The sequence below is a fragment of the Nostoc sp. DedVER02 genome, assembly GCF_034530675.2.
Classification (GTDB): domain Bacteria; phylum Cyanobacteriota; class Cyanobacteriia; order Cyanobacteriales; family Nostocaceae; genus Nostoc.
The window spans coordinates 100,450-126,099 of the sequence record NZ_JAVRCP020000014.1 but is presented as its reverse complement, the minus strand read 5'-3'; the positions used below and the strand labels follow the sequence as shown (position 1 = coordinate 126,099).

The window sequence follows — 25,650 nt, the reverse complement described above, 5'->3', positions numbered from 1 at the left end:
ACTTATGCTGATCCAGAAGATTGTCCAAGAACTGCAAGACATCCCCGAAGATAAACTAGCAGAACTTTATGATCTAATTCACTACTTTCGACTAGGTTTAAGTCAAGAACGTACACAACCCCTTGCGGTGAGGGAAGTCGAACCGCGCAACCCTGGTTTATTGAAAGGACAACTCAGCGATGCTTTCTTTGAACCACTGCCAGAAGAGGAACTCCAGCAATGGGAATGAGTTACCTCATCGACACCCATATCCTTCTGTGGTGGCTCTTTGACGATCCAAAACTCAATTCTGACTGCCGAGACATCATTCGCAACCCAGATCATCGCATCATTGTTAGCAGTGCTTCCGCCTGGGAAATTGCTACCAAATACCGTATCGGTAAACTACCCGAAGCCAAACAACTCGTTGAGCAATATTCACAAATATTGCATCAGGCTAAATTTATCGAACTTGCGATCGCCACAGTCCATGCACTCAGAGCCGGAAGCCTACCGATTGCCCACCGAGATCCCTTTGATCGTATGATCATGGCTCAGGCGGAAATCGAAAGTTTGCCTATCATCACCTACGACAAAGCCTTCCAGACTGGACTGATTCAGGTAATTCCCGACCTCAAGTAAAGACGATGAACAGAAGCACCTAAAGAAATAAATGTAGGTGTATTAAATATTTTGCCAATGATGGCATTGTTCTAAAACAGCCACAGCCAAACTGGAAGAGTAACCAACAATAATATAGTCCCAGCAGCTAAGGCGGTAACTGCCAAATCGCGATCGAGATTGAATGTCTCAGCAATTACCAGTGTGCCGAAAGCTGGAGGCATGGCTATTTGTAGCACAATTATTTTTACCATAGGTTCAGTTAATCCAAACAATGGTAATATGCTGCCCAATATCAAGGGAACTAGTAGCATTTTGATTCCCAAGCTCATCCCTACTTGTGGTAGGCTACGCCAAGATTTGAGCAGGGCTAGTCTCATTCCAATTAATACTAGAGATAAAGCTACACCACTCCAAGCAAATTTCTCTAGCCAGAATTCCGCGATCGCGGGAATTGTCACTTGTCGAAACAGTAAGCCAAATCCAAAACCCCACAGGGCAGGATTAATTAAGACAGACTTGGCAATCTGCCAATGATTTTGGACATCACCACCAAAACGGACTGCTAGTAAAACACCCAAACCATAAGTTCCTGGGAATGTACCTAGTAAATCGTAAAATAACGCCCAAGCAAAGTATTCTTTGCCTACCATTGCTAAAGCAACGGGAAAGCCAAGATAACCCGTATTACCCAACATTGCTGCTAATATCAAGCTAGCCTGAGTTTGTGGTTGGGGGACAGTATTTTTAAAATAGGCTTGTCCTTTAATGGCTAACCAAGCTAAAAATGCTCCTAGTAAAATGGCTAGGTAAGCGATCGCAGGCGCAATCCAAATCTGCCCTGACAAGCTAGATTGACGCAAAAACGATACTATACTTATGGGTACTCCCACCCAAAAAAGGAACTGTCCTAAACGTGTAGGAACTGTCATAGGTAGTTTGCGTCCCAGAATAAATCCTACCAGGACTAATCCTCCCAGCTTGACGTATAGTTCTAAAAGGTTTGTCAAAATTGCGCCTAAGAACCACAGATGTAAAATGCTACCTGTTACGTTTACTTTTGTCCAGTGCAAAATCTGTTATGGCTATTCCACAAAAACAGGAGTTTACCCTTGAATAAGGCTGGGTTTTCTGGAAAACCGCAAAACTCATCGAATGACCTTGGTGATGATATTCCAGTGGCTGTACGCGATACCCCTGTTGCAGCACCGAAAATGTGGTTGCAACCTCAAATTTTGATGATTGGCGGAGTGGCAGGATTTATCCTGCTGGCTTCAATTAGCGGTTTTTTGTTTTTCGTTACCGCACCCAAAAAAACCGCTGATTCTCAGCCTTTACCAGCTACTTCTACTCTTCCAACTCCAGCACCATCTAGTAATTCTAGCGAAACTGTATTAGGGCATTTTCCCTACCCAGAAGCGCCTCAGTCAGAATTAGTAACCATCTCCACAAATAGGGGCATTAGAATGCGAAAAGCTGCTGCCCAAAGGTTTGAGGAGATGGTAGCCGCAGCGCGGAGTGCAGGTGTAACTTTAGTACCAATTTCTGGCTTTCGCTCAGTTAAAGACCAAGAGCAGTTATTTTTTGGTGTCAGTGCCCAGCGAAATCAAACGCCAGCAGAACGAGCCGCCCTCAGCGCTCCTCCTGGTCATAGCGAACATCACACAGGTTATGCTGTGGATATTGGAGACGGAAGAGTACCAGCAACTAATCTCCAAACCAACTTTGACAATACCAAGGCTTATCAATGGCTAAAAGCAAATGCAGCGCGTTTCAGCTTTGAAATGTCATTTCCTAAAGATAATATTCAAGGTGTGAGTTATGAGCCTTGGCACTGGCGTTTTGTTGGCGATCGCGACAGCTTGGAAATGTTCTACAAAGCCAGAAATTTGAAACCCGCTAAGATAGCGCCATAAAATTGGTCATTAGTCATTTGTCATTGGTCATTAGTCATTGAGTTAGGAGACAGGAGTACTATGGGCGATTTGCACTTCTGGGAATGCGTAGGCGCAGCCCGCCGTAGGCATCGCCTCTCACCTTATCCTCTCACCTCTAGCCCTGTACTGATATCGGCATTATTTTCTAAAAAGTCGTTATCTTTAAGAATTTCATAGAGATTAATATCTTGCTCTAGCAAGCAAGCGTGTCCGCACTCTGGCAGCACCACAATCTTGTTATTTGGTAAGATATTCCCTATCCGCTTCACTTCGGTTACAGAAGGCAAAAGGCGATCGCTACCGCCGGCAATCAACAAAACTGGTTGAGTTAAGCGACTTAACTTTTCTTGATCAATTTCAAATTCTCGCAGTAAAGACAACCGCCAAAGAACGGTTTCTGCTGGTACAGAACGCATAGTTTTCAGGAGTTCATGGCGATCGCTCCGAGAAATGCGGGGCAAAGATGCCAGAAATGGCAACAACCCCAGTGCGCCAATATCGTATAATCCTGATGGCACTAAGTAAGTTAGTTGAGATGCCCAACTCAACCAAGTCCGAAGATGAAAAGACGAAGCTGGGTTAATTAAGATAATTCGCTTAAATAAATGCGGCGCTTGGATGGCTACTTTCATTGCCAAGCAACCACCAAAGGACTCACCACATAGGTAAACTGACCTCTGAGAGCTTTTTTCTAATTCGGCGTGGATCAAGTCCAATACACTCTTAGTTAGGACATCCCACGTGTTCAGGTCTTTTCGGGGTAACGCTAAAGAACGAACATCAAAGCCAGTTTCTAATCCAGCAGTTTGCGATCGCAATAATTGACCTGTTCCATCCATTCCTGGCAAATATACCAATAGCGGATACTCTGGCTGTACTCGTTTAGGAGTAAGAAAACAAGGATTTAACTCAACTTCAGAGATAGTCATTGGTCATTGGTCATTGGTCATTGGTCATTAGTCAATGGTATGAAACTTTTGGGCTGCTGATTGTTTCGACAGAATTGAATGGCTTTAATAGCAACCTTGACGCAGTAAATTGCTAATTTCACCATGACAATGTTCTGTCAGTTCAGCCACAACAGTTCTGGCTTGTTTCCCGTGATATTTTTTTTGATGTTGGGGTGTAATCCAATAAGGGCGACCGATTAACACCGCAACCCGACGATAAATTACCAAAGGATGCCAACCAGCTTGATTAAATAAAGGTTCTGAAGGGTCAAATACACTCAAAAGCCTTAAGGGAAAACCATTGGTGTTAACCTCTTCTAAGGATGCGATCGCGATCGGCAAAATAGCTAAATCTTGCACATCGGCTCGCAATGCTAAATGGGCAAATCCCCGTTGAAACTCACCTACCTGGTTTGGTTGGGTAAATTTCACCATTGGTTCAGTCCCTTCTGGAAAGACCCCCACCATCTGCTTCGACTGCAATAGCAACTGCGACTGCGAAAAAAAGTTTTGTTGGCGGTTTTGGGTTTTCTCCAAAGGAAAACACCCCAGTTGACCGGTGACAATCTCCCGCATTACTGGCACTTGTCCCATGTAATGGTGGCAAGCAAAGCGAATCGGACTCGATAATGCTGCCATTAAAATGGGTGCATCCATGAAGCTGCGGTGATTGCTGACTACCAAAACGCTAGCATCTTGGGGAATACGATCCTCATAATAGCGAAACATTTGGGTTGAGAGTGCCGCCACCAAAGCGCGAGAAATCTCTAGGGGGCTATTTCGACTCATACCTAATCAATATATTTTCCAGTAAATATGGGGGTTTATCTTAACTTAATTTTTACATTTCTTTACTGCTGCCATGACCGTCTTAAGATAGAAATATCTAATCCATAAAACCAGCTAATTTTTCTGCATTCTGCATTATGTATTCTCAATCACAATATTTTCTAATAGAAAGTATTCAAAAAATTTATGATTAGTTAATTTCTCTTTTGTAAGGAAAAATGAGTTTAATAGATGCATATTACAAAACAATTTTTGACCTGATAAGTTTGCTACTATTAAGGTGTTAATGGAAAAAATAGAAATATTATTGTATAATTGCGTGGTTTTGCCTAAAAAAGTAAGTTTAATAAGTTAATTTTTATTTTGTATGAATCTAGTGAATAAAAAAGAATTGACATTTGCACTGACAACACCACTATATTATGTAAACGATGTCCCCCACATAGGCAGTGCTTATACGACGATCGCAGCAGATGTAGTGGCGCGATTTCATAGATTACTAGGGCATCAGGTATTACTAATCACAGGTACAGATGAACACGGGCAAAAAATTCAGCGATCGGCAGAAAGTTTAGGCAAAGCGCCACAAGAGTTTTGCGATGAAATTGTCCCTAGTTTCGTTAGTTTGTGGCAGTTACTAGACATTCAATACGATCGCTTTAGTCGGACAACTGCACCTCGTCATGAAGCGATCGTCAAAGAATTCTTTGAGCGAGTCTGGGAATCTGGTGATATCTATCAAGGACAACAAAAAGGTTGGTATTGCGTATCCTGCGAAGAATTCAAAGAAGAACGGGATTTGCTAGAAGGACACCGTTGCGCGATTCATACTAACAAAGAAGTCGAGTGGCGAGACGAGCAAAACTACTTTTTCCGCTTATCTAAATATCAAACTAAGCTGACAGAATTTTATCAATCTAAACCCGATTTTATTCAACCAGAAAGTCGGCGAAATGAAGTCCTCAGCTTTGTAAATCAAGGACTGCAAGACTTTTCGATTTCACGGGTAAATCTGGATTGGGGTTTTCCTGTACCAGTCGATCCTAAACACACCCTTTATGTCTGGTTTGATGCGCTGCTAGGTTATGTCACGGCATTACTCGAACCAGATGCAGAATCAACTTTAGAAAATGCTTTAGAAACATGGTGGCCAATCAACCTGCACCTAATTGGGAAAGATATTTTGCGCTTCCATGCAGTTTATTGGCCAGCAATGTTGTTGTCGGCTGGCTTACCTTTGCCAGAAAGAGTATTTGGGCATGGCTTTTTGACTAAAGATGGTCAAAAGATGGGTAAAAGTCTGGGTAACACCCTCGATCCTGTGGCGTTAGTTCAGCGCTATGGTAGTGATGCCGTTCGTTATTACTTCCTTAAGGAAATCGAATTTGGCAAAGATGGAGATTTTAATGAAGTAAGGTTCATTAATGTTCTGAATGCAGATTTAGCAAATGATTTAGGCAATTTGCTCAATCGCACCTTGAGCATGGTGAAGAAATACTGCGCTGACAATAATGTTCCATCAATCGGTAATGAAGGAATTCCTGACGAAAATCCTTTGAAAACAATTGGTTTACGTCTAGGGGAACAGGTGAAACAAGCATATAAAGAGCTAGCTTTCAGTCAAGCCTGCGCTGCTATCCTTTCACTGGCGCAAGCCAGTAATAAGTTTATTGATGAACAAGCTCCTTGGACATTATATAAACAGGGACAGCAAGAGTCTGTGGAAAAAGTTCTCTACGCAGTTTTAGAATCAGTTAGACTGACAGCTTATCTGCTTTCCCCAATTATTCCAAACATCAGTAGCGATATTTATCAGCAACTGGGTTTTGGAATAGACTTCAACGATCGAATACAAAGTTCAGTTACCGCTCCTTTTGCCACCCATGCAACCTGGGGGATACTATCTAGTAAACAACAGTTGGGTACATTCCAACCAGTTTTTAAGCGAATAGAACCCCCGAAAAACGATTAACCCTTTTCAAACTCTGATTTTGTTCAATCTCTTATTCTCTCAAAAAATTTATCGGAGCTTAATTTCATATTAGCCCCGGACATTATCATAAGCCGCTGTGACTAGCATCTAAAAGTTCGTAATTTGTATCAAAAATAACAGGGATAAAAATCGAGGTATCACAATGATGTTGAATAATTTTGAAACCGATTCAATATTTACGCCAGAACAAGTTTTGGAGAATCGGGGCAGGGTCGCCATATTTATTGATGGCTCAAATTTATTTTACGCTGCATTGCAACTAGGGATTGAAATTGATTACACGAAGCTATTGTGTCGCTTAACCGGAGGTTCTAGACTCCTGCGATCTTTTTTCTACACTGGTGTAGACCGGACAAACGAGAAGCAACAGGGTTTTCTATTGTGGATGCGTCGCAATGGCTATCGAGTCATTGCTAAGGATTTAGTCCAACTACCAGATGGCTCTAAAAAAGCTAACCTAGATGTAGAAATAGCGGTAGACATGATGGCGCTAGTCGATTCTTATGATACCGCAGTTTTAGTTAGCGGTGATGGAGATTTAGCTTATGCGGTCAATTCAGTCAGCTATCGCGGCGTGCGGGTAGAAGTGGTAAGTTTGCGTTCGATGACCAGCGACAGCTTAATTAATGTAAGCGATCGCTACATTGATTTAGAAGCCATCAAAGAAGACATTCAAAAAACCCCTCGCCAAAGCTATCCATATCGGCCGTTATCCGGTATCGGCTTTTTGGAAGACCCAAGAACTAGTGATGGACACCTAGAAATCCAAGAATAATGGCTTATCAATTTCATAAAAGGGGGAGACAGGGGGAGATAAAAATTCAAAAATACTCCCTCACTCCCTCCTTTCTTTTTTTCCCTTTGATTTTTTTATTGATATTTAGTTTAGTCAGTTGTGGGGGAAAATCCCCTCCAGCTTCTCAAGAAAATCCTACCGTTTCATCTAAACAAGATAGCGATTTAACTTTCTTTGATGTCACTCTAGAACAGGCAGATGAAGTAGGACGACCAATTTGGAAAGTTAGAGCTAAAACCGCAAAATATACTAAAGAAAAACAAATTGGTCAAGCAGAAAGTCCTTATGGTGAACTATATCAAGATGGTAAAGTAGTTTACCAAATCAAGGCAGATATCGCAGATATTGAACAAGATGGGAAGCAGTTGTTTCTTAAAGGTAAGATATTTGCCACAGACCCTAAAAGTGGTGTTGTATTGCAAGGTAATGAATTAGAATGGCGGCCCAAAGAAGATTTGTTGATTGTTCGCAACCAGATTAACGGTACTCACAAACAACTACAAGCTGTAGCGCAAGAAGCGCGAGTTAAAACCCGCGAACAGCGTATGGAATTTTCTGGACGAGTAGTAGCAAATTCCACCGATCCCCAATTACAAGTAAGAACCGAACATTTAATCTGGAATATTAAAGAAGAAAAACTGATTGGCGATCGCCCCCTACAAATTGACCGCTATAAAAATGGTAAGATTAGCGATCGCGGTAAGGGAAATTCTGCCGAAGTCAACTTAAAAACAAAAATTGCCACTATTAAACAGAATGCTCAATTAGATTTACTAGACCCACCAGTGCAAATAGCTAGTAACTCTATGACTTGGAACATGAATGCAGAAACTGTTATTACAAATTCCTCTGTGCGGATGTTCCAGCGTGTCGATAATCTTACCGTAACTGCTAATAAAGGTGAAATGAAAATTCCACAAAAAACGGTTTATTTAACAGGTAACGTCAACGCCATTGGTCAGCGTCGCCAGTCTTTGCAATCTAATACATTAACTTGGTATTTAGACAATAAGTTAGTTGAAGCTCAGGGAAATGTGGTTTATCGGCAAGTTGACCCACCGTTAAATTTTACAGGTGAAACAGCCGTTGGTAATCTGCAAACAGAAAATATTGTTGTCAAAGGTGGCAGTTCTAGCGGTAGGGTAGTAACAGAAATTATTCCCCAAGAAAGAGCCAATCGTCAGTAGTAAAGTTAAGGGGGTAGGGAGTAGGGGGACAAGGGGACAAGGTGACTTCAGTGATAAATAAGTCTTTTTTTTGTCCCCAAATCCTCTTACCCATTCCCCACTCCCTGCAACGCACTAGGCTAGGATCTTAGTATTACAAGTCCTTTGATAACCCATGAATGGATCAAACAGATTAGGTAAGGAATACTTGCCAACATCCCAGCAAGTAGAACATTCTCAGCATCACGATGCAAATCACGAGCATAAAGATCACACTCATGGGACTGGAGAGCCTGCTCATCCTCACATTCATAGCGAAGAGTCATTACGGCGAATTGCCAATCGATTATCGCGGATAGAAGGACATGTTCGTGGTATCAAGACAATGGTGCAGCAAAATAGCCCTTGTCCTGATGTTCTACTGCAAATTGCCGCAGTACGGGGCGCATTGGATAAGGTAGCGCGAATTGTTTTGGATGAGCATTTAACTGAATGTATTGCTAGAGCCGCACAAGAGGGTAATATTGACGTTGAAATTAAACAGTTAAAAGCTGCTTTAGATCGATTTTTACCTTAAAAATAAAAAATTAACTCGGATGAAAAGACATTTTGTAGAGATGCGAGATTTAGTATATTGAACGAGGCAAAGTCTTCTTCATGCCAAAATTAATGCAAATGTCTCAGAGGATGTTTGGAAAGTATTAAACGCAACGGGGACGACACCCTAGATTTGCTGGAGGTAACAGCACCGATAGCAATTTCCATTGTTCATCGGTTAAGTCTGTTGGATATGATTTAGAAATGCCTCAAGTAATACTGTCGCATTTTTATCTACTGACAGAATACCGTTACTTAAGCTTTTTTTGACTTTCCAAACATCCTCTGATAATTTATGGTGGGATTACTATCAGAGTAAAAATTCTGTCAGGTAAATGTTATGAGTAAGATAAAAAATAAATTTTTCTCTCAATGGCTTTCTATTGCTACTGAAATTAATCACTCTTTACCAAATGTGCCTGTATTAAACTGCCCAAACTGTCATCAACAAGAAGTAGATTTTCAATTTGTAGGAGATTTGCAAACTAGAATAGGCTACATGGCAATATGGTGTCCATTTTGTTTACATGGAATACATCTTTCAAGAGTGCTTATTCCGGCTGTACTTGAAGCTAATTCTTTTGATATATCCATAGAAGAAGTTTCAAAAAGAATTCCAAATTTTACCCATGTAGAACCTTAAAATAATAATTGTCATAGCCGGGCTATTTGATTATAAAAAGTTGTTTGAGTGTGTCTAAACCAAAAGAGCAGTTGGGCTTGTGCCATATTTTTCAACATCTGATCGTGGTATAAAGTGAAAAGTTAGACCAGCTTGTAATTTACACATATCTTCCAAAAATGACTTTAAAAAAATACAAATTTAACTATTTTTTTAATTTAAATATTAACAAACCTCTAATTATTTTTTTACATGGCTTCATGGGAAACATTAATGAATTTGATGAAGCCATAAAATTGCTAGCTGAAGATTTTTCTTATCTGATTCTTGATTTACCAGGACATGGTAAGACTGAAGTTTTAGGAGGTGAAGAATACTATAAAATAGAACCTACCGCTAAAGCAATAATCAATTTACTAGACGAATTAAAAATAGATAAATGCCACTTAATTGGTTATTCGATGGGCGGAAGATTAGCTTTATACTTAACTTTATATTTCCCTGAACGCTTTATTAAAGTTGTATTAGAATCAGCTTCTCCAGGTTTAGCAAGAGAAGCAGAACGATTAGAACGAGTTAGACGTGATGCTCAAATAGCTAGAAAATTAAGCAGAAGCATTATTCAAACTGATTTTGCTGCTTTTTTATCAAATTGGTACAATCAACCAATTTTTGGTTATATAAAAAATCATCCAAAATACGATCGCATGATAGAAAGTCGGTTGCAGAACAATCCGCAGGAATTAGATAAATCATTGCGCTTCATGGGAACTGGATGCCAACCTTCTTTATGGGAAAAACTACAAGAGAATAAAATTCATATACTATTACTAGCTGGTGAATATGATGAAAAGTTTATATCTATTAATACAGAAATGGCTAATTTATGTGAATTTACACATATAAAAATAATTAAAAATGCTGGACATAATATTCACTTTGAAAATACTTTGGCATTTGTAGAAAATATCAAATATTTTCTGTCCACAGTAAGTTAAAAATTAAGCTAAACTCACTTCTTTATCACCTTGCTAGAAGGAGTTGGTGATGGTGTCAATTTCGGGGCTATTTGTTGATTAGCTGCGGTTAATTCCTCTTGCAACATTTTCTGATAAACTTTAGGCAAAGAGCTACTAACAGAATTAGTTTCTATCCCATATCCTAAACTTGTCCAGGTGGGGGAAAGTCGCCGCAAAACATCATTTAACTTTCCCTGACGCAACAGTTGAGAAAGATCGGTTCCCCAAACTTTAGAATCAGTTAACCAACGGTAAACAACTATATCTTGATATTCTGCTTCAAAACTATAAGCAGTCCAAAACATCATCTGCATCGGCTTTGGGTGATAACGGGGGGCTAAACGATACCAAGTAATGTTGATAATTTGATATCTCCCAGCAGCCGTAGAACAATTACCTGTATTTGGCCCTGTGATAATCGTGACGCATATCTCAGGATGTCGGCTAAGGTCGTTAACTTGCTGTCCACCATACAACAGCGAATAAGGACGGTTCCCACTGGCTTCACTTGCCGAGATGGTTCGCATTAAAGCGCGGATATAGGGGTCGCCCTGTTTCATCACCAAAGGCGGCTGTTTATCTGCAAAGATTGGATCGGAAGGCGATCGCAAGTCTCCAATATACCATTGCAACAAATACACAAAGCCAAGAAGCGCAGCTATTGGCCCAATAAGTTTTTCAACACCTTTAAATTCAAAGCCTTTCAGAGTCCGACTCCTTCAAATTCGCTCTCTTTGCTAACAAAAATCATCGACGAACTCATTCCAGTAAAGTTCACACCTGATTGTTAGTTACATGGTATCCGTTATTCTTGAGTGCTGTAAATCATAACTATATCAACTCATCCACTATAAGTATGGGGCAGAAGATGCAATTATAATACGGATAGATGAAGAAAAAGTTGAACTGTAAAAACAGATATATCAAATGTTGTTTAGTAAATCAATCAACAATTCTATAACGATTAAATTAGGTGGGTTATATGTCTGAACTTACAGATAAACTCGATTATATTTGGGGTTGGTTACAATCAACGAGTCTCCAATTTGTTGATTGCTACAATCAGGGCTTAACTCGTCAACAAGTTGATGAGATTGTCAAAGTTATGCCATTCAAATTATCTGAAGAAATTTATGAACTTTATCAATGGCGAAATGGAATAGCTGCCTTTAGTTTTAATAATTATTATCCAATAGTTGAATTCTTATTTCCAGATCAATTATTTAGTAATTCGCCTACTTCATTCTGTACTTTACAAGACTCAATTTCAAATTATCATGATTTATGGCAACTTGAACAATCGATTATGATAAATAAGCCGTATGATAGTTATAAAGGATGGGAACAAAAATGGTTTCCTATTGCCTCATTCCAGAATAAAAAAATTTTATATGTAGTTGGCGATCTCGAACCATCTCCAATTTATCTTGTCGATTATATTTTTCTTGATAATCCATTAAGAGTTTATAAAAGTCTCATAAATATGATATCTGTAATTGCAGAATGTTGTGAGTTGGGTTTATATCAAATTATTCCAGATGAATACGGTGAAGAAGATATGATAATACGGATAGATCAAGACAAACTTGAACTTGAAAAAGAGATATATCGAAAATATAACTCTTAGTTATAAGTATCCTGAAATAACCAAGATATTTATTCTTTTATTTAGAACTTTGACGATTACATAACGATTTTTTCACTTCTGGCAAAAAACTCATCCAATAAAATTATCATCCTCAAAATCATATTAGTTTTTATTGACGATCGGGCTAAAACTTAAGGCGATCGCTTTTTGTTGATGAAGGAGAAAGAGCTATGCCTACCTATGTTATAATTAGATAGTTAATTTTCCCAGCGATTAGCTATGACAACAGAAATATTAAAATCTGTTGAACCTACCCTTTATGAAGAAGATTATTATTTATGGGTAGAAACAACACTTAAACAATTAGAAAATAAAGATATTGAAAATATTGATTGGCAACATTTATCAGAAGAAATTGAAGCTTTGGGAATTGAACAAAGACGAAAAGTAGAAAGTTACTTAAAAGAATTATTAATTCATCTTTTACTTTATCGTTATTGGGAAACGCAAAAAGAAGATTGTCAACGAGGCTGGCAAATAGAAATAACTAATTTCCGTGATGAGCTAGAATTTTCTTTTCGTTCCAAAACACTTTATAACTATTCTATAAACTGCACTTAAGCAGTTTATATTAAAGCCAGAAGACAAGCAATTCAAAAAACAGGTTTAACACCTGAGATTTTCCCAGAACAATGCCCTTTTACTCCCGAAGATATTTTCAATAGTGAGTACTTCCCAGAATAAAAGTGATTTTGTATAGCTTTTTGTGAAGATGAAGGTAATAAAAGAGCGATCGCTTGTATATCATGAATCAGTGTAGAGGTAAAGCGCATTGCGCTTTACCCTTTTGAATGTAAAATGAAGCGATCGCTTCAGAGAGTAAAGTCGAAAGCGGTCAATTTAGATGAACCAAGCTACTCGACAAAGTGCGTAGGCGTAGCCCGTCGTAGACATTGAATAAAATCAAATGGCATATCAGCACTGTTGAAATAGCTCATGAAAGCTTTTTGAGGCTGCTTCAGGTTTAGCAACAATTTCGACAATTTTATTTCGTGCATCTGCTTCAAACAGCGCCTCAACAGCAACTTGGGCGACTTTTTGCCTGGGGATGCTACCGTCAAAGAGTGTATCAGCACTCTGCATCACGATCGCGTCAAGGTTATCTTCGTTCTTTAACCCACCAGGTCGCACAATCGTATAAGTAAGACCACTTTTCTGGATATACTCTTCAGCTTGCTTTTTCCACACCAGAATCAGCCAAAACAAATTCAGTGGATGAAAGAACTGCGATGTACATAAAGAAGAAACAAAAACAAGATGCTCAATCCCCTTTGCTTTGGCAGCTTCTACTAAATTTTTAGTCCCTTCAAAATCGACTTTATAAGGGCCAGTGGGGTCAAAACTAGGTTTTGCACCAGTTGCAACCAACAAAACTGTGCTATCTCCCAACGCAACATTTAAACTTTCTGGTTGTAACACATCGCCTACAACCAATTCGGCTTCAGGAGACAGAATACCTCTAGCTTTGTCAATATCCCGCACCAAAGCCCGGACGGGAATATTCCGCGCTATCAACTCTTGCACAATCCGGCGACCTGTTTCACCCGTTGCCCCTGCTACAAATGCTTTCATAAGAAATGCTATCCTGGGAAACTATTGTGTGCTTGTTCAGTTCTTTATTTTAGTAATTCTATGGAGGTGATGGCAGATTAATGAGGTTTTGGTCAAAATTAAATATTAGTGTGAAATGACCCAAGTACGTGGGGAATTATTAATATAGACGAACGCCAAAATATACAGTAATGCATTTATGCTTTCAACAAACGGCGAATATAAATCCTGGGAAATAACAGAAGCAGTTTTACCTGTAGCATCTTCTCAAGAAGAAGCCAAGGAAACATTAACAGACGCAAATGTAGCGACGATCACAAAATTTTATGGTCGTTATCAAGATTTTATGGAAATGCCTGCCCCAGCAGAAAAGGTTGCTGAGTATCTTAATGCTCACGCCTCATGGTTTGCTCGTTGCGCTGAACCTATGAAGGTGCAATTACTTGGGGAAAATGGCTACGCTTTAGTAATTGGTCGTTTTGGTGCTTTTGGTTATGAAGTAGAACCAAAAATTGGTTTGGAATTGTTGCCTCCAGAGGAGGGTATTTACCGCATCCGTACAATACCTATTCCTGATTACCAAGCACCTGGTTATGACGTAGACTATCGCGCATCTCTACAGCTAATAGAAAACGATGCTTGCACTAGCGGCGAGGTTACAAGAGTTGAATGGGAATTGGATTTAGTAGTTGATTTACACTTTCCCCGGTTTATTCAGCGATTACCCAAATCTATAATTCAATCTACAGGCGATCGCTTACTTAACCAAATCGTCCGTCAAGTCTCCCGCCGCTTAACTCGCAAAGTTCAGCAAGATTTTCAGAAAACTTTGGAAATACCCCTTCCTGCTAATTCTAAACAAAAGCGCTGAGTCAACAATCCTTTGTCATTGCTCATATACAAATGACAAAGGACAAATGACTAAGCTTTAGTAAGAATTCTTTGGACAATTTGCACGCCAGTAACAGCCTGCCAAGCAAAAAGTCCCAAAAGCGTGAAATTTAGCAAAATATGAGTTGCCCGCGCCCAATTTGCCCCTTTCTGCATATAAGGTGACAAAGCAGCAGAAAATGCAATTAGACCCGTCATGCCCAGTCCTGCTAGTAGGTGGGGCCCGACAAATAATTTGCCATTATTGATGTAAGTGACACCCATCCCTCCGATCATACCTGCTACCATCAAAGCTAAGAGTATAGACCCGATTTGGTAGTGTCTGACGCTATATCTACCTTTAATCAGTTCTTTCTTTTCTTCCCCCTGAGCATTTCTGGTACGCTGTAGTTGCAGCCCCAAGTAGGCAGCATAAATTGAAACTACTAATAGCGCCCACATCAGCACCGGATGGAAGAAATTCAGCCAATATTTCACAGACGCAGAAAGTTCCAGACTCATAGTGTTCTCGCCTAATTATTAAATCTTCATAAAAATTAGCATAACTCTATTCTCTGTGCTTAAAGTTGCACAAATTAAAAGAGATTAAAAGATGAGGAGTGAAGGCTCCCTTAGCTGAAATTTGCATCCAGTCAATAGATAAAATGCTTGCCAAGACTGCATTTCTAAATTTTTAATTTTTAATTTTTAATTTTTAATTGCATAACCCTCTTGCCAAAGTGGATAAACAATCTCAGACTAAATTTTAAAGGTAGACGAACAAAACCCCCTGTGGGGCATCTCATTACATGACTGAAAACAACGATACTTTGCTGCTAAAAGCCGCTAAAAGTGGCGATATCAAGGGGCTGTGTGCGCTACTGGCTGATGGTGCGAGGGTAGATGCGTGCGATCGCCAAGGCACAACGGCGTTAATGTTTGCTGCCAATTTAGGCTACACCGAAATTGTGCGATCGCTCTTGGATGCTGGGGCAAATATCAACTTGAAGAGAAAACTCTATGGATTGACGGCTTTGATGTTGGCAGCTAGTGCTAAACAACTTGACATTTTGCAGCTTTTACTATCTAAAGGTGCTGATGTTAATTCCACTAATGAAGATGGCAGCACAGCTTTAATGGCCGTAGTCCTCAAAGGTCATATCGATGTAGTACGAATTTTATTGGCTGCTGGGGCGAAGGTGAGTATCACAGATAAAGATGATGATACTGCGTTAAAAATCGCCATTAAACAAGGAAACATAGAAGTTTTACAAACGATTCTCCAAACTGGTGTTGATGTCAATATCCCAGATCAAGAGGGTGAGACACTTTTAACCTTAGCAGCAGACTTGGGGCATTTGGAGGTTGTGGAAGCACTGCTAGCAGCAGGGGCTGATGTGAATCTGAAAAATGCTGATGGTGGAACTGCATTATCGGCAGCAGCAGCAAATGGACACAGTGCGATCGCAACAGCTTTACTAGATCGAGGCGCTGAAATTAATCTCCAAGACCAAGATGGTGAAACTGCCCTACATCTTGCCGTTGTGGAAGGCTATATTGATGTCGTGCAAGTATTACTTAACAGGGGTGCAGATGTCCAAATTAAGAACCGCTTGGGTGATACGCCACTGCTTGTAGCAGCCTTGCAGGGACATAGCAAAATTGTCGAGGCACTGCTACGTTCTGGGGCAGATATTAATGGCAAAAATCTTGGTGAAATACCTTTGACATTGGCTGCATCACAAGGACACACTCAAACAGTGAAAGTGTTGCTAGACTATGGTGTTGATGCCAACACTTCAGGGGACGATGGCAAAACTGCTTTGATCAAAGCAACCGAACGCAAGCACACAGAGATTATACATTTACTGCTGGCAAAAGGGGCAGATGTGAATTTTCAAGACTCAGCAAGGGCAACATCATTGATGTGGGCTGCATCAGGTGGCTATGGCGAAATTGTGCAGTTATTACTCCAAGCTGGGGCGGATGTAAATTTGAAAAACCGGGGTGGTTATACTGCTTTGATGATTGCAGAATTTAACGGTTACAAGAATATAGTGCGGAGTTTACAAAAAGCTGGGGCGCAAGAATAGCCATTTTAATTCTGAATTTTTCAACTAAAATATTTTCAGAAATATCTTGACAAATTATTAAATGAAAGTTACCGGGTAAAATACCAAGGAACTTTAAAATGGTCAAATTTAGACCTGGTAAACAAAGAAAACAAAACTCCGTCATAGCTGTTGTGAACTTGCTACGCCGGAGAAAAGAAGAATTAAAACGCCAAGAGGTAACAGGCTAAATGCTTGCGTGACAAGGATAGAAAGAAAGCAAAAATGAAGAAGTAAATTTACTTTTGACTTTTTTCCTTGTACATTTTACCTTTTACCTGGTCTCCCCCTTGACGTTTCCTACTGTGCTAGATGTGCAAAATATATAGTTTTTACTTGAACGGAAATGTATTCTAAGGATCATTTTCTATGTATTATGCTAAAGGCTAAATACAAAGAAGCCCTGAAAAAAGGTTGATGTCTGACTATTCGGGCGATCGCAACGGAAATTTAAAGAAAAAATAAATTAAAAATTAAATTTAGTCTGGTGAATCCCCAGTTTCTAATGCTTGAGCATTTATTGATGACTCAACCAAGCAAAAATGGTTAATGACTATAAAATTTGTAGAACAACCAGTGTCATATCATCAGTGTTTTGCTTATCATCACCAATGAACTGTTGAACTTGATCAAATAAATAATCCACAATTTCCTCTGGGCCATTGCAGTACTTGCAAGCCGTATTGAAACCAGTGACGAAATTCTCTTCATCAAAGCGATCGCCACCAGCCGCCGCCGCATCGGTCAAGCCATCTGTATAGTAAATAATTGTATCCCCAGGCTCTAACTGTACCTGAGCATCTTCATATTGGCTGTTAGCATCCAAGCCGATTAACATTCCTAGAGTATCTAAACGGCTGACAGTTTTCGTGGCTGCGTGCCACCACAAGGGGGGATTATGTGCCGCATTGCTATAAGACAAAATTCGACTATGGGGATTATATTCTGAGTAAAATAGCGTTACAAAGCGGTGGGAATTTTCCAAATCCGCATACATAACTCTATTTAAGTTTTGCAGAATTCTTGCTGGAGAATTACCATGTAGTACTTCTCCCCGTAGCATTCCCCGCATCATCGTCATAATCAGCCCAGCAGGGACACCTTTGCCCATAACATCTCCAATCACCAAACCCCAGCGACTAGTTTCTGTATCGCTTTTAGTTTTGGGTCGAATCTTATTCTGATTGGTAGCAATAAAATCGTAGTAGTCTCCGCCAACGCGATTGGCAGGTTTACAACGTGCTGCTAGGACTGCACCAGGGATTGTAGGACATTGACGTGGCAGAAGCCGCCGTTGAATTTCTGCGCCAATTTCTAGTTCTTGATCTAAGCGTTCTTTTTTTCTTAGTTCTACAGCTAGTTCATCGTTTTCGATCGCTACTGCTGTTTGGTCTGCCACTAACCTAACTAACTTTTGTCTAGTTTCTGTCCAACTATATTCTGGATCGCGGCTCAATACATAGAGCCATCCCCTTTCTGTATGCTTCACCAGAATCGCCGTACCAAAGATTTGCACATCTGGCCCCAAATAGCGATGCATCTGGTCATCCAACATCCCCGTCGCATTCGCTATAGGGGCAGTATTCGGCAAAAGCGTGATTTGACTGCTGGCTATTTCTAGCGCTTTGCGGATATTCTTGCGCTGTCCGCTATCTTGCCAATGTAACTGTTCTAACCTGACTTGACCATTAGGTTTGTAGAGAAACAGGGCGCTGCCGTCTGCATCTGTCACTCTTGTTGCCATTAGCGGGATCAGTTCCAAAAACTGATTTAAATTATTGAAACTTCTCAGGGCAAATCCTAAAGAACTGAGCAAATCTTGAATTTTGTTCTGTTCCCGGTGCAACCTTGCCACGAGTTCTTTGAGTGCTACGACTGGTGTGACATCCGTCGCGGCACTACTATTGTTATCAGTGGGTTGAGAGGGCAGTTGAGACACAGGCACAGGTACTATTGCACTTTATATTGGCAGATTTTAGATTACTTATTAGCTTTTTGGCTTTCGCATTGCTAAACCATATTTAGACAAGACTTGCCAGTTTAGCAAGAGTATAAAGACGTAACAGGCAACTTTTATCAGTATTTTATTTGCTTCTTGTATTTATGATGGAATATTAGTCATTTCAAATTATGTATTTTTAGTTAAAATCTAACCTGTAAAAATTACTAGTTTTTAGTGAAGTTCAGAAAGTTTTTCCCTTTTTCATAAATTAATTACCAAAGCATATCTCTAAAGTCATAAAAATACTTTATCAAAAGAATAATTTATAACGCTTTCACAGTGACTATTTGGGTATAGGCAACTAGGAAAGTAGAAGTCTTTTGAGTGAAAACCTCTATCAGCGGTTAAATCGAGCTTGGTTTGGTAAAAACAGACTTACATTCATTCTCAAAGCTGAAAATATGTAAATAAGTCTTTAAATATTTAATTTGTATACCATAGTTGCTACGATCATTGCCAATGATGGGCACTAAATCTAGAAAAAATATCTTCCAATAACTTTAAGTCAAAACTCAAACACAGTGTTGTCGTTTAATCATCAAAATTCCAACCTCTCGATTTACTACAAAAATATTTATATATTCTTCCGCAAGTAGGATCTGAAAATACACCAAGGAGTGTTGAACCAGCTTACTTACACAAATTTGCTTTTTGAGTTTACGTAGACGATTTTCCGAAGTTCTAATGGTCGAAACCCGTCCTTTTAGTAAGTATTAGGCAAACAAAAGATGCTTGTACTCCACTCTTAAATAAGTTACGTGCAACTTTCACAACTCGCTAATGCTGTCGTTTCAAGTTGCCATAGCCAATATTTAAGTCGAACTACGGATGCAAACCATCCCGCAGTGCTTGAATTGCCTGCGCTGGCTACCCAACGAACCGATCGCCAATCGGATAACTGTCCATCCCCCAATAGTTGTATTTGTGGGGGTAAGCATCTGGACTGCCCTTTAAATTGCTACAAAATGCAAGTTTATTGGTTTTTGTGTGTAGCAACAAAATGTCCGTGCTGCTACACATAAAACTCTCAAGGTCTGAAAAAAGGGCATTAGCTTGAAATTCTAGCAAAAGTCACCCATGTATTATGACAAACTTATGATTTTATAACTTGGACTGTTTCTAGTTAGCTCAAGTGATAATACCAGATCGGTTATCCCTAAATTTATGAGTTTGTCAAGAAAAATTTTTGACTCCCAATCGTTCAATTAGCCACTCAAGAGAGCTTCGACAAACTCATAGCTCGAAAAAGGGCGCAGGTCTTCAATTCCTTCGCCAGCACCAATAAAACGAATTGGTAAACCTAACTGTTGCACAACGGCAAGAGCAACACCGCCTTTAGCAGTGCCATCTAGTTTGGTTAAGACAACGCCACTTAGTTGAGCAGCTTGAGAGAAAACTTCGGCTTGTCGCAGTCCATTTTGCCCTAGAGTGGCATCTAGAACCAATAGTGATTCTACTTTGGCGTTTGGGGCTTTTTTATCGATAATGCGCCGGATTTTACCGAGTTCGTCCATTAAATTCTTCTTGTTTTGCAGTCGCCCAGCAGTGTCTACCAGAAGTAATTCTGTTTGCCGCGATTGGGCAGCTGCGATCGCATCAAACACAACTGCTGCCGGATCTGTATTTTTCCCAGGATTAGCAATTACTTCTACACCACTTCTACTACCCCAAACTTTCACCTGTTCCACGGCTGCGGCGCGGAAGGTGTCTGCTGCCCCAATCAAGCATTTATAACCAGATTTTTGCCCCAGGTGGGCAATTTTACCGATGGTGGTGGTTTTACCGGCACCATTCACCCCTGTGATTAACCAAATATTCAAGGTTTCTTTGTCTGGGGTAAAACTAGCTTTCTTGGATGCAATGCTTGGTGCATCCAGCATATCCCGGAGAATTTTTTTCAGATAAGCGATCGCTTCTTCCGGTGCAGTAACTTCTTCTCGAAGTTTTGTCTGTAGAGCATTGATAATAAAGTCTGTCGCCTCTACACCCACATCAGCTTGCAGGAGTAATGCCTCAATTTCTGTTACAGCAGCTTGGTTAAGCGGCCCTTGACCAACGATTGCCTTCAGTTGATTAAGAATACTGCGGCGAGTTTTGTCTAACCCTTGGCGGAGCTTTTTCAGCCAGGTAATTTCTTCAATAGAAACGTCTTCTGGATTTCTACCTTGAGCGGCTAAAACCTTCGCCGACCAGACAAACCCATCATCAAATACCAGTCCGGGAATTTCCTCTCCTATCTCTGAGGTTGTAGCTACTGGCTGTACTACCTCCGGTTCTGGGATTTCAATGGCGGTGGCTATTAGTTGATCCAGTTTTGCTTGCCGTTCTGCCGCCGCTCGTTCTAAAAAGGATAAAGCTGGTGCTGTTGGCTGTGTTGCTTCTAACGTAGGTGTTTCTTCAGCTTCACTTGGTATTATTTCTGGGCTTTCGACATCTGCTTCAACAATTGCAACTACCGGGGAATCTTCTGTACTTTCTTCCTCAGTAGCAGCTTGGATAATTTCTGGCTGTGCTGGTTCTAGGGTTGTACTAACAGGTTCCTCAGTTGCTTCTGATTCTGTGATTTCCGCAATTGCCGTTTCTACGGTTTCAGCTTCTACTAAGGCATTTTCTGAATCAGGTGGGGTTTCTACAACCTCAGTCTGTTGTTTTTGCTGAATATTTTTGTAAGCAGCTTTAGCAAACGCCAACAAGTCTGCCGTTGTGTCTGGTGCAGTTTCAGCAGCTGAGGTTTCGGCTGGCTCTGGTTGGGGTTCTTGTACAGGAATTTGTTCCTGTTTTTTATCAGAGGGAGTCTCAGAGGAATCGTTATATTGACGGCGGAACCAATTAAAAACCATTGCAGCAGTATTAGTTATATGAGTTATAAGTTATAAGTTATGAGTTTAATTTAACTTTGCACTTTTTCTTGGGGTGAAAACTTCCCGGTTATCCTCACCTTTCACTGCCAGTTTGAGGATAATCAGTACAACAGCAAGTTCTACTCAGTTCGAGCAGCATCGTCCCATTAGAGGAAGTTCCACTTGGGGTAAGCCGCAGAAGCGGCTATAGATTTAGCTCCCTAGCAATATAGAAATTACGAATTTAGGTACGGTATTATGCTGTTTTTTTCTGCTCAATGACTCGACGCAAAACACCGTTGATAAAGCGATGACCGTCGTCTCCACTGTAGCGTTTGGCTAGCTCCACAGCTTCGTTGATGGCAATGCTGTCTGGAACCCCTAAAAACTTCATTTCTGCCACAGCGATTTGCAGGATATCACGGTCAATTTGGGCGAGGCGAGTTACTTGCCAATCTACTAAGGCAGTAGAAATGAGTTCATCTATAATGTGCCGATTTTCGTTGACGGTAATCACAAGCTCTTTGGCGTAATTACGGACTCCCTTATCCTGATTAGCTAGCTGAATCAATTCGGGGAAATCAACTGCTGTACCTAATTGGTTGATTGCTGTTTGGGTGCAAGCGATCGCTTCTTGCAGCATTGCTCTGGCAGAATTAAGGTCGGAGGCGCGAGTTTGGCTACTTAAAAGGCGATCGTTACTGCGTTGCAATTCCCCTGCGGCATTATCGAGGGTATCTTGCACTTCTGAAGTTAGGGTGCGGACTGCTCCTAGTACCAACTTGGATACTAATTGATCGTCTGGTAATGTCTCTAATTTTTTTGGGTTGACTGGCAATTGGCTAAGGCTTAAAAGCGCCAATTCACGAGCAATTTGCTGGGGTTTACGAGGTTGCATAAAACTGAGGGGTGATTGTGCGAGAACTGATTAACTGGTGGCGCAAACTTACAAGTTTATCAATTTTGGCACAGTCAAACAACAACATTGCGTATTTGCTTGTGACTTTGCCAGATTGATTTTAAGTTTCTTTAACGGGAAGAACCTGTTGACTGATTTCGTCGTGTTTTGCTTCTAGTGTGGATTCTTGGGAGAAAACCAAAGTAGGATTGGGGGCGACAATGCCACCTGATACAACTATTTTAAAAGCGTCTTCAATGGAGATGGAAAGGTTTACCACCTCGTCTTCAGGAACCACTGCGTACCATCCGGTAGTTGGATTCGGGGTGGTGGGGATAAAAACACTTAAGACGGGGCGAGACATCTGGGCTTGGATATCACTACTGATTGCACCAGTGACAAAAGCGATCGCCCAAATTCCTCTGCGGGGATACTCTACCAAAATTACCCGACGAAATTTGCCATTAGAATCTTTTAGTATTGTTTCTAAAAGCTGTTTGAGAGTTTTGTATACCTGTCCTGCTAAAGGAATTGCCTGTAATAATCGCTCGCCAAAATCTAACAACCAGCGTCCAGCAATATTACGAGCCATCAAGCCCATCAATAAGATAGACAGTAGTGGCACAGCTAATCCTACTAGTAAATTCAGTAAATTTACTAAAATTGGGTTTAACCCATCAAAGGGATTCAGTTGTTTGGGAATTTGGGTGAGAAAGTTAATTACCCAATTAGCAATGGTAATTGTCAGCCAGATAGTGGTTGCTAGGGGAATTACTACCAACAAACCAGCAATCAGGTCGTTTTTTAAGTCCTGTTTTAGGCGATCGACTACCAAGCCCCGATTCTCCTGTTTTAAGCTAGAGGAACTTTTGTTATTGGTATCCATACCAGCAAATTCGTCAAATAGCAAAGGCTTTACTTGAAACAACTTGTGCTGCAAGTAACTATCCAAAACGCTAGCAGCTTGGCTGCTACAGCAAAACACATACTTTTTGCTGGAAACCAGCTATATTCCTACAAGCATACACATAGACATCAACCAATCTGATGACGGCTGATTATTCTCAAAAGATATTACTTTTTCTTGTAAGACTTGTAAATGATTGTTGCAAGTCATTAGCTATTACTAATCTATCGCGCTCAATCAAAACCTGCTCGTGATTGTGAAAGTACCACCAGGCAAACTGAGGAGTTATTTTATATAGTCAGTCACTCACTTTTGAGCGGAGCGCCTTTTATGAAAATGGTCTGTTAAAAATATTAATTTATTATAGTGACTGATTTAAATATAAAACGCGGTAGGGTAGCACAGCTAGCTGTGCTACCCTACTTCTAAGAAATTCTGATTTTGCGATCGCTACTTGTTAATTTGACTGAAAATCCTTCTAATCTCCAATTCCCTTTACGCCACATCAACCTGTGTAGTTTCAGAATTCGCATCCTGTAACTGTTGTGGAGTTTCTTGTGCCAAAATTGCTGTTACGTCTAAATTAGGTTTTGGTAAATACTTCAGTTCCCAGACTTTGAGCAAAATCAAGTATTCGTAGAATGCCTGCAATGTACACCAAGCAAGTCCAGCGTGTCCATCTAAACATCCGCCTAACATAAAATACATATATAGAAAGCGTAGCAACGGTCTAGCAGGTAGACGCAAAGACAAATCTTTCAAAGCACGCCGTTTTTCAACTTCCGATTTGCCAAAGAATAAATCTTGCCAGTTGACCTTTCCCTGTTCTAGTTGATACAGCGTTTCTTGAGCTTCATCTGTAGAATAACGGTTATGCTTTTCAATCCAACGGCTCAAACCTTTGCTACAAGTATAGTGAGGGTATGTTTCCTTTAAAAAGCTAGTTGCACCTTCACAAACTTCCCGCTCAGTATGGCCGTAGTCTGTAAACCACACTTTACCGTGGCGGAAGAGGCGCATTTGGTAACGGGGATACTGTGTGCTGTAGCGAATCCAACGATTCATGAACATGACACGTTCAGCCACATAGTAACCGATGTAATCGGGATTCTGACTGACCTTTTCGCATTCCGCAAATAGTTCTGGTGTCATCCGCTCATCAGCTTCGAGAATATAAACCCATTCGTGCTTCGGAGGGATAGATTCTAACATCCAAGTGCGTTGGCGGCCGTGGCTTTCAAAAGCGTGTTGAACAACGCGGATAGGATAGCTACTGGCAATTTCTACAGTGCGATCGCTACTACATGAATCCACAACAATAATGTCATCCGATGGCATCGCTGATTCGATACAAGCAGCAATATCTAGTTCTTCGTTATATGTCAGTATGTAAATTGAGAACATTACCCAAGTTTTATAGCGATTTTTATTCTTATTAGCTATTAGGCGTATGGCAGTATAAACCGTTCACAATTTTTGGATACGTCTTACTGCCATACCAATAGTGGATTAGCGTGTAGTAGCTCTAGGTTTACCACCTTGTGCAGCGCCCATACCTTTTAAGCCTGTCCAGCCGATGATAATGTAACCAATAGATAACAGCAAACTGCTAATCCCAATCCGCAGTCCAGACTTCCAAGCAGTATCTTTAGCTTGTTGCTGTGCATCGTCTCTGCGCTGGCGAACTTGGCTCAGTTGTTGAGTTCGCAGCGTTTGAATATCTGTTTGTTGTTCGATAGCTTTGTCAAGCGCTTGCGGATCTGTTTTAGCCTTCTTCAGTAACTCTTTGATATTTGCAGGAATTTGAGAACTTTCCAGTGCTTGCTTATATTTTTGATCGTCTTTTAGGATTTCACTAAACTGAGCTTTAGTTTGGGTTCGCAGTTGATCTAGTTGAGCTTTTCCCTGATCGGTATTCAGTTGTGCTTGCAATTGCGTAAACCGATTGTTCAGTTGAGCTTCGGCCTGATCGGCTTCTTGGCTGATTCGATTGAGTGTTTGAGTCTTAGCTTGATTGACGTTATTGAGGTGCAGGGGAAAAATCAGCAAGAACATCAACCCTAAAAGGCTTGAAAGAATAACGGCCGGAAATCTTAAATCGATCCCTTGGGGGCGATCGCTTCCTGCATCAGCGTTTTCAATCCAATAGGCAGCAAACAGCAGCCCCAGTCCGACCAGAGGAACAATCCCTCGATCGACCAGCGCTGTTGCTAAGTTGATTTGCCATACCCGATCGGTCGGTTGAAAGGGTAACAATAGAATCAAAAAGTCCACAAAAAAGGATAACAGGCAGATTATTCCTACAACCTTAACTGTGAGGGCGGTACTCACGGAAGTAAAACGGTTAACCATAG

25 protein-coding genes and 1 pseudogene are annotated in these 25,650 nt (G+C 40.5%); 14 read left to right on the top strand and 12 right to left on the bottom strand.

Annotated elements, in window-relative coordinates; genetic code table 11:
• The first annotated feature begins 4 nt into the window (after positions 1-4).
• Positions 5-229 (top strand): hypothetical protein, encoded by a 225-nt coding sequence (locus RMZ41_RS16200; RefSeq protein ID WP_322640879.1) that lies wholly within the window; start codon positions 5-7, stop codon positions 227-229.
• Complete coding sequence (locus RMZ41_RS16195; RefSeq protein ID WP_322640878.1) at positions 226-621, top strand: type II toxin-antitoxin system VapC family toxin; 396 nt, start codon at positions 226-228, stop codon at positions 619-621. Before RMZ41_RS16200 ends, RMZ41_RS16195 begins: the two co-directional genes overlap by 4 nt.
• A 71-nt stretch (positions 622-692) precedes the next feature.
• Here RMZ41_RS16195 and RMZ41_RS16190 read toward each other — a convergent pair whose 3' ends face one another.
• Complete coding sequence (locus tag RMZ41_RS16190; protein ID WP_322640877.1) at positions 693-1,610, bottom strand: AEC family transporter; 918 nt, start codon at positions 1,608-1,610, stop codon at positions 693-695.
• A 102-nt stretch (positions 1,611-1,712) separates the two neighbouring features.
• On the opposite strand from RMZ41_RS16190, the gene RMZ41_RS16185 reads away from it, so the two are divergent.
• The gene (locus RMZ41_RS16185; protein ID WP_322640876.1) at positions 1,713-2,516 is read left to right on the top strand and encodes a M15 family metallopeptidase; all 804 of its coding nucleotides are present in this window, start codon (positions 1,713-1,715) and stop codon (positions 2,514-2,516) included.
• A 122-nt stretch (positions 2,517-2,638) separates the two neighbouring features.
• Here RMZ41_RS16185 and RMZ41_RS16180 read toward each other — a convergent pair whose 3' ends face one another.
• Both RMZ41_RS16180 and RMZ41_RS16175 read right to left on the bottom strand, forming a co-directional pair.
• Positions 2,639-3,466, bottom strand: coding sequence for an alpha/beta hydrolase (locus RMZ41_RS16180; RefSeq protein ID WP_322640875.1), 828 nt, complete (start codon positions 3,464-3,466; stop codon positions 2,639-2,641).
• An 84-nt stretch (positions 3,467-3,550) separates the two neighbouring features.
• Positions 3,551-4,276 (bottom strand): 1-acyl-sn-glycerol-3-phosphate acyltransferase, encoded by a 726-nt coding sequence (locus RMZ41_RS16175; RefSeq protein ID WP_322640874.1) that lies wholly within the window; start codon positions 4,274-4,276, stop codon positions 3,551-3,553.
• A 367-nt stretch (positions 4,277-4,643) separates the two neighbouring features.
• On the opposite strand from RMZ41_RS16175, the gene metG reads away from it, so the two are divergent.
• The 6 genes from metG to menH all read left to right on the top strand — a co-directional run bounded on the left by metG (position 4,644) and on the right by menH (position 10,448).
• A complete protein-coding gene (metG, locus tag RMZ41_RS16170; protein WP_322640873.1) occupies positions 4,644-6,248 on the top strand; it encodes a methionine--tRNA ligase in 1,605 nt (534 codons plus the stop codon).
• A gap of 166 nt (positions 6,249-6,414) precedes the next feature.
• On the top strand, positions 6,415-7,044 hold the full coding sequence (locus tag RMZ41_RS16165) for an NYN domain-containing protein (RefSeq protein ID WP_041565095.1): 630 nt from the start codon (positions 6,415-6,417) through the stop codon (positions 7,042-7,044).
• Positions 7,044-8,252, top strand: coding sequence for an LPS export ABC transporter periplasmic protein LptC (lptC, locus tag RMZ41_RS16160; RefSeq protein WP_322640872.1), 1,209 nt, complete (start codon positions 7,044-7,046; stop codon positions 8,250-8,252). The genes RMZ41_RS16165 and lptC overlap by 1 nt, the downstream gene beginning before the upstream one ends.
• Positions 8,253-8,406: 154 nt before the next feature.
• Positions 8,407-8,808: a metal-sensitive transcriptional regulator gene (locus tag RMZ41_RS16155; RefSeq protein ID WP_322640871.1), complete on the top strand. Its 402-nt coding sequence runs from the start codon at positions 8,407-8,409 to the stop codon at positions 8,806-8,808.
• Positions 8,809-9,168: 360 nt separating this feature from the next.
• Positions 9,169-9,471, top strand: coding sequence for a hypothetical protein (locus RMZ41_RS16150; RefSeq protein WP_322640870.1), 303 nt, complete (start codon positions 9,169-9,171; stop codon positions 9,469-9,471).
• A 158-nt stretch (positions 9,472-9,629) separates the two neighbouring features.
• Positions 9,630-10,448 (top strand): 2-succinyl-6-hydroxy-2,4-cyclohexadiene-1-carboxylate synthase, encoded by an 819-nt coding sequence (menH, locus tag RMZ41_RS16145; protein ID WP_322640869.1) that lies wholly within the window; start codon positions 9,630-9,632, stop codon positions 10,446-10,448.
• A 14-nt stretch (positions 10,449-10,462) separates the two neighbouring features.
• Here menH and RMZ41_RS16140 read toward each other — a convergent pair whose 3' ends face one another.
• Positions 10,463-11,110: a glycoside hydrolase family protein gene (locus tag RMZ41_RS16140; protein ID WP_322640868.1), complete on the bottom strand. Its 648-nt coding sequence runs from the start codon at positions 11,108-11,110 to the stop codon at positions 10,463-10,465.
• Positions 11,111-11,451: 341 nt separating this feature from the next.
• On the opposite strand from RMZ41_RS16140, the gene RMZ41_RS16135 reads away from it, so the two are divergent.
• Positions 11,452-12,096 (top strand): hypothetical protein, encoded by a 645-nt coding sequence (locus tag RMZ41_RS16135; RefSeq protein ID WP_322640867.1) that lies wholly within the window; start codon positions 11,452-11,454, stop codon positions 12,094-12,096.
• Between the two features lie 240 nt (positions 12,097-12,336).
• Positions 12,337-12,801, top strand: a pseudogene (locus RMZ41_RS16130) (DUF29 domain-containing protein).
• 231 nt (positions 12,802-13,032) lie between these two features.
• Here the strand turns inward: RMZ41_RS16130 and RMZ41_RS16125 are convergent.
• The gene (locus tag RMZ41_RS16125; protein ID WP_322640866.1) at positions 13,033-13,689 is read right to left on the bottom strand and encodes an NAD(P)H-binding protein; all 657 of its coding nucleotides are present in this window, start codon (positions 13,687-13,689) and stop codon (positions 13,033-13,035) included.
• Between the two features lie 178 nt (positions 13,690-13,867).
• Here RMZ41_RS16125 and RMZ41_RS16120 point away from each other — a divergent pair, with 178 nt between their 5' ends.
• Positions 13,868-14,539: a DUF1997 domain-containing protein gene (locus RMZ41_RS16120; RefSeq protein ID WP_322640865.1), complete on the top strand. Its 672-nt coding sequence runs from the start codon at positions 13,868-13,870 to the stop codon at positions 14,537-14,539.
• 50 nt (positions 14,540-14,589) lie between these two features.
• Here RMZ41_RS16120 and RMZ41_RS16115 read toward each other — a convergent pair whose 3' ends face one another.
• Positions 14,590-15,060: a DUF4079 domain-containing protein gene (locus RMZ41_RS16115; RefSeq protein ID WP_322640864.1), complete on the bottom strand. Its 471-nt coding sequence runs from the start codon at positions 15,058-15,060 to the stop codon at positions 14,590-14,592.
• A 287-nt stretch (positions 15,061-15,347) separates the two neighbouring features.
• Between RMZ41_RS16115 and RMZ41_RS16110 the strand changes: the two genes are divergently transcribed.
• Positions 15,348-16,631: an ankyrin repeat domain-containing protein gene (locus tag RMZ41_RS16110; RefSeq protein WP_322640863.1), complete on the top strand. Its 1,284-nt coding sequence runs from the start codon at positions 15,348-15,350 to the stop codon at positions 16,629-16,631.
• Positions 16,632-17,202: 571 nt separating this feature from the next.
• Here RMZ41_RS16110 and RMZ41_RS16105 read toward each other — a convergent pair.
• A complete protein-coding gene (locus tag RMZ41_RS16105) occupies positions 17,203-18,594 on the bottom strand; it encodes a PP2C family protein-serine/threonine phosphatase (protein ID WP_322640862.1) in 1,392 nt (463 codons plus the stop codon).
• A gap of 885 nt (positions 18,595-19,479) precedes the next feature.
• Here RMZ41_RS16105 and RMZ41_RS16100 point away from each other — a divergent pair.
• On the top strand, positions 19,480-19,605 hold the full coding sequence (locus tag RMZ41_RS16100; RefSeq protein ID WP_322640861.1) for a hypothetical protein: 126 nt from the start codon (positions 19,480-19,482) through the stop codon (positions 19,603-19,605).
• 251 nt (positions 19,606-19,856) lie between these two features.
• Here RMZ41_RS16100 and ftsY read toward each other — a convergent pair whose 3' ends face one another.
• The 5 genes from ftsY to RMZ41_RS16075 all read right to left on the bottom strand — a co-directional run bounded on the left by ftsY (position 19,857) and on the right by RMZ41_RS16075 (position 25,648).
• A complete protein-coding gene (gene ftsY, locus RMZ41_RS16095; RefSeq protein ID WP_322640860.1) occupies positions 19,857-21,491 on the bottom strand; it encodes a signal recognition particle-docking protein FtsY in 1,635 nt (544 codons plus the stop codon).
• 256 nt (positions 21,492-21,747) lie between these two features.
• Positions 21,748-22,389 carry a transcription antitermination factor NusB gene (nusB, locus tag RMZ41_RS16090; RefSeq protein WP_322640859.1) on the bottom strand — a complete coding sequence of 214 codons (642 nt, stop codon included), beginning with the start codon at positions 22,387-22,389 and terminating at the stop codon, positions 21,748-21,750.
• 121 nt (positions 22,390-22,510) lie between these two features.
• Positions 22,511-23,275: a DUF502 domain-containing protein gene (locus RMZ41_RS16085; RefSeq protein ID WP_322640921.1), complete on the bottom strand. Its 765-nt coding sequence runs from the start codon at positions 23,273-23,275 to the stop codon at positions 22,511-22,513.
• A gap of 516 nt (positions 23,276-23,791) precedes the next feature.
• A complete protein-coding gene (locus RMZ41_RS16080) occupies positions 23,792-24,700 on the bottom strand; it encodes a glycosyltransferase family 2 protein (protein WP_322640858.1) in 909 nt (302 codons plus the stop codon).
• 105 nt (positions 24,701-24,805) lie between these two features.
• The gene (locus tag RMZ41_RS16075; RefSeq protein WP_322640857.1) at positions 24,806-25,648 is read right to left on the bottom strand and encodes an HpsJ family protein; all 843 of its coding nucleotides are present in this window, start codon (positions 25,646-25,648) and stop codon (positions 24,806-24,808) included.
• Positions 25,649-25,650: the final 2 nt, after the last annotated feature.

What these genes read in the sequence shown, in the direction of transcription:
- RMZ41_RS16150 (WP_322640870.1), top strand. Translation starts at nt 9,169, where the DNA reads ATGAGTAAGATAAAAAATAAATTTTTCTCTCAATGGCTTTCTATTGCT.
- RMZ41_RS16075 (WP_322640857.1), bottom strand. Translation starts at nt 25,648, where the DNA reads ATGGTTAACCGTTTTACTTCCGTGAGTACCGCCCTCACAGTTAAGGTT.
- RMZ41_RS16115 (WP_322640864.1), bottom strand. Translation starts at nt 15,060, where the DNA reads ATGAGTCTGGAACTTTCTGCGTCTGTGAAATATTGGCTGAATTTCTTC.
- RMZ41_RS16175 (WP_322640874.1), bottom strand. Translation starts at nt 4,276, where the DNA reads ATGAGTCGAAATAGCCCCCTAGAGATTTCTCGCGCTTTGGTGGCGGCA.
- ftsY (WP_322640860.1), bottom strand. Translation starts at nt 21,491, where the DNA reads ATGGTTTTTAATTGGTTCCGCCGTCAATATAACGATTCCTCTGAGACT.
- RMZ41_RS16120 (WP_322640865.1), top strand. Translation starts at nt 13,868, where the DNA reads ATGCTTTCAACAAACGGCGAATATAAATCCTGGGAAATAACAGAAGCA.
- RMZ41_RS16100 (WP_322640861.1), top strand. Translation starts at nt 19,480, where the DNA reads ATGCAAACCATCCCGCAGTGCTTGAATTGCCTGCGCTGGCTACCCAAC.
- menH (WP_322640869.1), top strand. Translation starts at nt 9,630, where the DNA reads ATGACTTTAAAAAAATACAAATTTAACTATTTTTTTAATTTAAATATT.
- lptC (WP_322640872.1), top strand. Translation starts at nt 7,044, where the DNA reads ATGGCTTATCAATTTCATAAAAGGGGGAGACAGGGGGAGATAAAAATT.
- RMZ41_RS16200 (WP_322640879.1), top strand. Translation starts at nt 5, where the DNA reads ATGCTGATCCAGAAGATTGTCCAAGAACTGCAAGACATCCCCGAAGAT.
- RMZ41_RS16180 (WP_322640875.1), bottom strand. Translation starts at nt 3,466, where the DNA reads ATGACTATCTCTGAAGTTGAGTTAAATCCTTGTTTTCTTACTCCTAAA.
- RMZ41_RS16085 (WP_322640921.1), bottom strand. Translation starts at nt 23,275, where the DNA reads ATGGATACCAATAACAAAAGTTCCTCTAGCTTAAAACAGGAGAATCGG.
- metG (WP_322640873.1), top strand. Translation starts at nt 4,644, where the DNA reads ATGAATCTAGTGAATAAAAAAGAATTGACATTTGCACTGACAACACCA.
- nusB (WP_322640859.1), bottom strand. Translation starts at nt 22,389, where the DNA reads ATGCAACCTCGTAAACCCCAGCAAATTGCTCGTGAATTGGCGCTTTTA.
- RMZ41_RS16110 (WP_322640863.1), top strand. Translation starts at nt 15,348, where the DNA reads ATGACTGAAAACAACGATACTTTGCTGCTAAAAGCCGCTAAAAGTGGC.
- RMZ41_RS16135 (WP_322640867.1), top strand. Translation starts at nt 11,452, where the DNA reads ATGTCTGAACTTACAGATAAACTCGATTATATTTGGGGTTGGTTACAA.
- RMZ41_RS16080 (WP_322640858.1), bottom strand. Translation starts at nt 24,700, where the DNA reads ATGTTCTCAATTTACATACTGACATATAACGAAGAACTAGATATTGCT.
- RMZ41_RS16125 (WP_322640866.1), bottom strand. Translation starts at nt 13,689, where the DNA reads ATGAAAGCATTTGTAGCAGGGGCAACGGGTGAAACAGGTCGCCGGATT.
- RMZ41_RS16165 (WP_041565095.1), top strand. Translation starts at nt 6,415, where the DNA reads ATGTTGAATAATTTTGAAACCGATTCAATATTTACGCCAGAACAAGTT.
- RMZ41_RS16155 (WP_322640871.1), top strand. Translation starts at nt 8,407, where the DNA reads ATGAATGGATCAAACAGATTAGGTAAGGAATACTTGCCAACATCCCAG.
- RMZ41_RS16195 (WP_322640878.1), top strand. Translation starts at nt 226, where the DNA reads ATGAGTTACCTCATCGACACCCATATCCTTCTGTGGTGGCTCTTTGAC.